This is a genomic window from Vibrio sp. 10N.247.311.12, assembly GCF_041467515.1.
Taxonomy (GTDB): Bacteria; Pseudomonadota; Gammaproteobacteria; order Enterobacterales; family Vibrionaceae; genus Vibrio; species Vibrio crassostreae_C.
Window position 1 is genome coordinate 120,347 of record NZ_JBFSUV010000006.1, and the last position, 6,000, is coordinate 126,346.

5 protein-coding genes are annotated in these 6,000 nt (G+C 41.2%); 2 read left to right on the forward strand and 3 right to left on the reverse strand.

Annotation, left to right across the window (positions count from 1 at the left end; translation table 11 throughout):
- Window positions 1-100: 100 nt before the first annotated feature.
- Window positions 101-1,069, reverse strand: coding sequence for an alpha/beta fold hydrolase (locus AB6E30_RS04870; protein WP_136979036.1), 969 nt, complete (start codon window positions 1,067-1,069; stop codon window positions 101-103).
- Between the two features lie 285 nt (window positions 1,070-1,354).
- Between AB6E30_RS04870 and AB6E30_RS04875 the strand changes: the two genes are divergently transcribed.
- Complete coding sequence (locus AB6E30_RS04875) at window positions 1,355-2,362, forward strand: AraC family transcriptional regulator (RefSeq protein ID WP_137001433.1); 1,008 nt, start codon at window positions 1,355-1,357, stop codon at window positions 2,360-2,362.
- 174 nt (window positions 2,363-2,536) lie between these two features.
- On the opposite strand, the gene AB6E30_RS04880 is transcribed toward AB6E30_RS04875, so the two are convergent.
- Window positions 2,537-3,760 (reverse strand): HlyD family secretion protein, encoded by a 1,224-nt coding sequence (locus AB6E30_RS04880; protein WP_372102787.1) that lies wholly within the window; start codon window positions 3,758-3,760, stop codon window positions 2,537-2,539.
- Window positions 3,761-4,081, reverse strand: a complete 321-nt coding sequence (locus AB6E30_RS04885; RefSeq protein WP_372102788.1) for an MFS transporter — start codon at window positions 4,079-4,081, stop codon at window positions 3,761-3,763.
- A gap of 628 nt (window positions 4,082-4,709) precedes the next feature.
- Between AB6E30_RS04885 and sstT the strand changes: the two genes are divergently transcribed.
- A complete protein-coding gene (gene sstT, locus AB6E30_RS04890; RefSeq protein ID WP_372102790.1) occupies window positions 4,710-5,924 on the forward strand; it encodes a serine/threonine transporter SstT in 1,215 nt (404 codons plus the stop codon).
- The last annotated feature ends 76 nt before the right edge of the window (window positions 5,925-6,000 follow it).

Genomic DNA, 6,000 nt, shown 5'->3' on the forward strand with positions numbered 1-6,000 from the left:
AAAAAGCTCGAAAGGCGCTCAATAAATCGACATTCACTTTTATTGAGCATGAACCTTCTCGTAGTTCCATTTCAATCATATTTACTCAATCATTTAACTGTTATTGCGTCTTATCAATCCAATATTTCACCATTAGCGAAAACTCTTGGTACCTATCTTGATAACAAAAATGACCACTGTCTTTGAATACTGTTAACTCAGCATTCGACATGCGTTTAGCTAAACGTTCTCCATTATCGACGTAAAGAATTGCATCGTTTTCTCCCCAAAATATCTGAGTGGGTAACTCTATTTTATCGAGCAATGGATCAACCGTTGCTAGACTTTTTGGGTAATCTTTAAACCATTGCATGACGGCAGGAATTCGATTGCGATAAGAAGCAATATAGTCGGAAATCTCTTCTTGATTGGGGCGATAGTTCGTATAGCAAACCTTGATACAGCCTTGAACTAAAGAGCCAGCCCCTGTCACTTTAAAAACAGTGCGCCAAAACGATGAGTCGACCATTTTTCGGATGGCGCTTGCATTTGACGAAGGATTAATTGCTGGGCCATCGCCTATCAATAAACTTTTGACATCATTGTCATATGTGCCCACATAGTAAACGATCGCGGGCATACCAACGTCAGGCCCCAATAAATGTGGTTCTTGAATATCCAAATGATTTAAGAATTCTTTTAAAAAGTCGCCTTGAGCCTTGAAAGACATGTATTCAATCCCGCCCGCACTGCCGCCGAACCCAGGCATATCGTAAGCATATAGGTTGTAGTGTTCAGCCAACCCTGTCCAAATAGGGGCATACGCAAGAATGCTTTGAGGAAAAGGGGAAAGCATCACAAGAGTCGGTTTACCAATCGCTTCAGAATGTGCGTATCGAATATCGACACCATTTATCTTGGTTCGCTTTATTGGCATGGATGGTGTCGTTTCAAATGTTGGGAACATTGGATAGTCGTTTTTTCTTCGCAACTGCTCCAAGCTTTTATATTCAGAAGTCAATAACATCAGTGCCGATGCGTTAATACGATCAAACACGCTAATTTTTTCTATCTTAGGAGTATGTGTCATTAATTAATTTCTATTTAATTCTCTGAAGTTAAAAGACGCTGAAACCATGATTAAAAATTTCCATCCAATTTATTTCTGGTTCTCAAAAAATAGTATTGGGGTTTACTCAACTCAGTATTTACAGCTATCAATAATTGTAGTTAACACCATTATTACTAATATTATCGCCACTACTTTACCGATATATTTGATGTTAACTAACATCGTTGGGGTCTGTTAAAACTCGTTAAATTACGTCATTTATGCTATGTTTATGACCTAATTCACAGAGGTTTGGATGGATCAATGACTATCAACACAACTTACTTTATAAGGGTAAATAGCCTGATGAATTTGTATTACAACGTATGTAATCAATATTATTCAGATCCAATCTCCCCACAGACAATTCCCCAATCCGCGTTTAATCACACAATGAACCTGTTGCCCATTTCTGAGGTATTTCAGCTTTATGAAGAACTCGAATGCTATACAAAAAATCCAAACTTTATGCTCGAGGCTGTGCGCCATTTCCGGGTCGAAGACTTGGGCGGATTAGGCCAATGGATGTTCTCTGGTCATGACTTAATGTCGACGATAAGAAAGGTAAATTACGGCATGGGGTGTATTCAATCCGGTGCTTTTTGGGTTGCTGCACCTGTGGGGTCTATCATCAAGTGGACTTACAACAATCAGTATGATGCAGAACACTTAGACGTTCATGACAGTATTAGAGTCGCTGTTTTGATGTCAAAAATATTGAAAAAATACCTTGGGGCAGACTTTGCTCCGATGCGCGTACTACTTTCAGGAGAGCGTGCGGATGAGAAACTATATCAAGATTATTTTGGCTGTGATGTCGCGTGGAATCATCATCAAACAGAGATCTGGTTTCATTCCAGCTTACGCTTGGCAAACCTGGCTGATAATCAAGATACCAAGCAAACCTTTTCGCTGAATTTTGAGGATTTGGACCGATGTTTAGACATGCCCGATCCTAGCGATGACACTAAGTTAGTTTATGAAGCCATCAACTACTCATGTCACTTTGGTTTACCGACACTCGAAAGAGTATCGAACCTGTTGGGCCTATCAATTCAGCAGTTTCAACGTAGATTCCATAAATATGGCCACAACTTTACCGAAATGTGTGGTTTTGTCTTAAGCAACAAAGCGGTCAAAATGCTAAGCCAATCAATACCAGTCGAAGAAGTGGCAAGCAGTTTAGGGTATAACCATCTCGATAGCTTTACGCATATGTTTAAGAAGCATCGAGGCATGACACCCAAGCAATATCTCAAATCATTGGAATAGAATAAAACATCCGCAGAGTGTCACCACTTTGCGGATGTGAAAATTAACATAGCTGATTTAGTTCTCTTTTTATCGTCATCTCAACAACACGATTACGAGATTTACCGTCGGTGTTGCATTGCTATAAATAGAGTAACGCTCAACTAGGCCGCAGATTCTGAGTCCAACTCTCTGTTAGAAAGAGTAGAAGTAGTAGAGCTGCGACTTCATACGTAAAATGATTCCACGTATTACGTCAAGAAACGCCATAAGCTCTGTTGGCTTTTCTCCACTGATCCAAGCTAAACCAACCGCCCCGACTGGTACGCTATAACCCTCAGGCTCAAAGACTTTCAACCTAACAAAATGATGTTTATTTTGTAGGTTCTTACCTGTTGTAGAGCGAACATTCTGGTCAAAGCCAAGCAAGTTACTTTGCGCTTCGCCGGTTGCTTCAATAATACCTTCAACCTCTGCCGTGAATATTTTCCCTGGATAAACTGGCGTTGTAAATTCAGCCAATTGACCCGGTTTAACATTTCTAATCGCTTGATGATTCACTCTCATCAATACGTATTTCTCGTTGGTGTACATCTGCAATCGTGGAACTCTAGAAACAAGCTGACCTTCACGAAGAATAAAGTTAGTCACAAAGCCATCAGCGGGTGCATAAATCTTGGTGCTATCAAGATCCCATTTTGCTTTATTCACCTTCTGAATTGTTTCGTTAAAGTCTGACTGACGGGATTCAACCGAGAGTTCCGCTTTGGTTATTTGTAGCTTGGCTTTCTCTACATCAGATTTCTTTTTGCTCAGCTGTGACTCAAGCTTGGCCACAGTGTACACAGCAGAATCGGCGACCGTTTGCTGGTTATCAATCATGCTTTCAGTGATCGTATTACGCACGACTCGGTTTTGTTCAAGATAACGCTTCAACGTTCTTTTCTGTAAGTCTCTATTTGACTGAGCAGCTGAAAGCTCACTTTGTGTCATTTCAAAATCATGTAACGCTGCCTGATAGCTGGATTCAGCGATTTTTACTTCTTCAGCCGCAGTGCTAACCGCTACGTTTGCCGAGTCGCGCGAAATCTTCGCTTGTTCATAAGCAATTTGATAAGGCTCGTTTTCAATCTCATAAATTAACTGCCCTTCCTCAATACGTTGGTTTGGAGTGATGTAGATCTGATCGACCTTGCCTGACACATTAGTTGAGGTTGGGCGGAGCTGAATATGAGGGGACTGAACTACAGAGCCACCAGATAAATCCATTGGCGTGTAATTAATTAGCCCAACCCAAACAAACAATAGCCAACTAGTGCCTCCTAAATATGCAAATGCTTTAGTCCCCGCATTCCAAGGCATACCAACCAGTCTTAGTAAATAGATGAATAAACACCAAACAGCTAAACCTTCTAACATTTAGACATCCTCTGATTTGTTAACTTGAGTTGGAGAGTTCCATAAATCACGCAATCGGATAATGGCTTTTTCAAAATCTACAAAAGCAATGATAATCGCGAGCACCCACACCCAGTGCCAAATGAAACCAATCCAGGTAAGCGCGGTAATCAGTCCTATCTGATGATGGTCAGTCTGATGAGCCTTTTGAATAGGGATCTCATGGAGCTTCCAAAAGCCGTACAGGCCCGCTGCTATGGTGCTGATCAGCACAACTGCGGCTGCTATATGCAAAGCGGTATCTGCAGAGGTCTCTACATAAGGGATACTGATTAAACTCATTGCTCTTACTCTTGTAAATTAAGACCGACACAAGATATACCCGCCTCCCTCACAACAGTTAAATCAGGTTAATTGCGTCAATAACTCACTTATTTTAAGGTAAATCATCAAAAACATCATAAAGGGGGACATCAAATATATCTGTGGGAATATTTCTAAAAGCTTAGGAGAGAGTCCTTGATAAACATATAAGTACGTTTATGTAACGATTAGGATAGGTAGCATGATTAACAAAAATGGCGAAAACGCTGGTTAACCAAAAGAAACCGCTACATACGCTTTTACACATGACATTAATTAATCGAGTATTTTGATAATAATCAGGATATAGACGACTATTTACGCACACAATGTTCTTACCAATCGCCATTTACATCTTCTAATTTACAGTATATTAGCTCTATCAAATATGAATTTGTAGATTTTTAGCTAAATCAAAATACATTTATTTAACATTTAGCTCTAAAAACACCACGTAGTGCAAACAATCACACTAAAAGCAAACTATTCCTAGACACCCGCTACGATCCCGCTAATATGACCGCCCATTCCACTAGTGTATAGTTGGAATCGGTACAACTTTATAAAAGATACATCACTATAATAAATTAACAATTGCAGGTATTTTATGCAAAATCACAACATGCTCGCCCGCATCGCTCGTGGGAATCTTGTCCTACAGATCCTTGCTGGTATTGTTTTCGGTGTCGTTCTCGCCATGGTTTCTCCTTCAGCAGCTCAAGACGCAGGCCTTTTAGGTAGTCTGTTTGTCGGCGCTCTGAAAGCTGTTGCCCCAATTTTAGTATTCATTCTTGTTGCAGCTTCTATCGCAAACCAAAAGAAAGGTCAGCATACTCATATGCGTCCAATCATCGTGCTTTACTTGATTGGTACTTTCTCTGCAGCACTAACAGCAGTAGTACTTAGCTTCATGTTCCCAACCACTTTGACACTGGTTGCGGGCGCAGAAGGTGCTAACCCTCCTCAGGGTATTGCTGAAGTACTTCACACACTTCTATTTAAACTTGTAGACAACCCAGTAAGCGCGCTAATGAACGCAAACTACATCGGTATTCTTGCTTGGGCTATCGGTCTTGGTCTTGCTCTGCACCACGCATCTGCAACAACGAAAGCGGTTTTCGAAGATCTAAGCCACAGTGTGTCACACATTGTTCGCTTCATCATTCGCCTAGCGCCATTTGGTATCTTCGGTCTAGTTTCAGCGACTTTCGCAACCACTGGTTTTGAAGCGCTAGCAAGCTACGGTCAACTTCTTGCGGTACTACTAGGTTCAATGCTAATCATTGCTCTAGTGGTTAACCCACTGCTTGTTTTCGTTAAAACAAAGCAGAACCCATACCCTCTAGTATTCCAATGTATTCGTGAATCTGGTGTAACAGCATTCTTCACTCGTTCAAGCGCTGCAAACATCCCAGTGAACATGAACCTTTGTAAGAAGCTAGAGCTAGATGAAGATACTTACTCTGTATCAATCCCTCTAGGCGCAACCATCAACATGGCAGGTGCTGCAATCACCATCACTGTGTTAACGCTTGCCGCTGTACACACAATGGGTATTGAGATTGATATCTTCACTGCGATTCTACTAAGCCTTGTTGCTGCAATTTCAGCATGTGGTGCATCAGGCGTTGCCGGTGGCTCACTGCTACTGATTCCTCTAGCTTGTGGCCTATTCGGTATCTCAAACGATGTAGCGATGCAGGTTGTAGCGGTTGGTTTCATCATTGGTGTGATTCAAGATTCGGCTGAAACAGCACTTAACAGCTCAACTGACGTAGTGTTCACTGCGGCTGTATGTAAAGCTGAGCAAAACAAAGCTTAACAGCTCTTGGTATTTGGCTTTAGCTCTAAGCTCTAAGCTCTAAGCTCTAAGCTCTAAGCTCTAAGCTCTAAGCTCT

What these genes read in the sequence shown, in the direction of transcription:
- AB6E30_RS04870 (WP_136979036.1), bottom strand. Translation starts at nt 1,069, where the DNA reads ATGACACATACTCCTAAGATAGAAAAAATTAGCGTGTTTGATCGTATT.
- AB6E30_RS04875 (WP_137001433.1), top strand. Translation starts at nt 1,355, where the DNA reads ATGACTATCAACACAACTTACTTTATAAGGGTAAATAGCCTGATGAAT.
- AB6E30_RS04880 (WP_372102787.1), bottom strand. Translation starts at nt 3,760, where the DNA reads ATGTTAGAAGGTTTAGCTGTTTGGTGTTTATTCATCTATTTACTAAGA.
- AB6E30_RS04885 (WP_372102788.1), bottom strand. Translation starts at nt 4,081, where the DNA reads ATGAGTTTAATCAGTATCCCTTATGTAGAGACCTCTGCAGATACCGCT.
- sstT (WP_372102790.1), top strand. Translation starts at nt 4,710, where the DNA reads ATGCAAAATCACAACATGCTCGCCCGCATCGCTCGTGGGAATCTTGTC.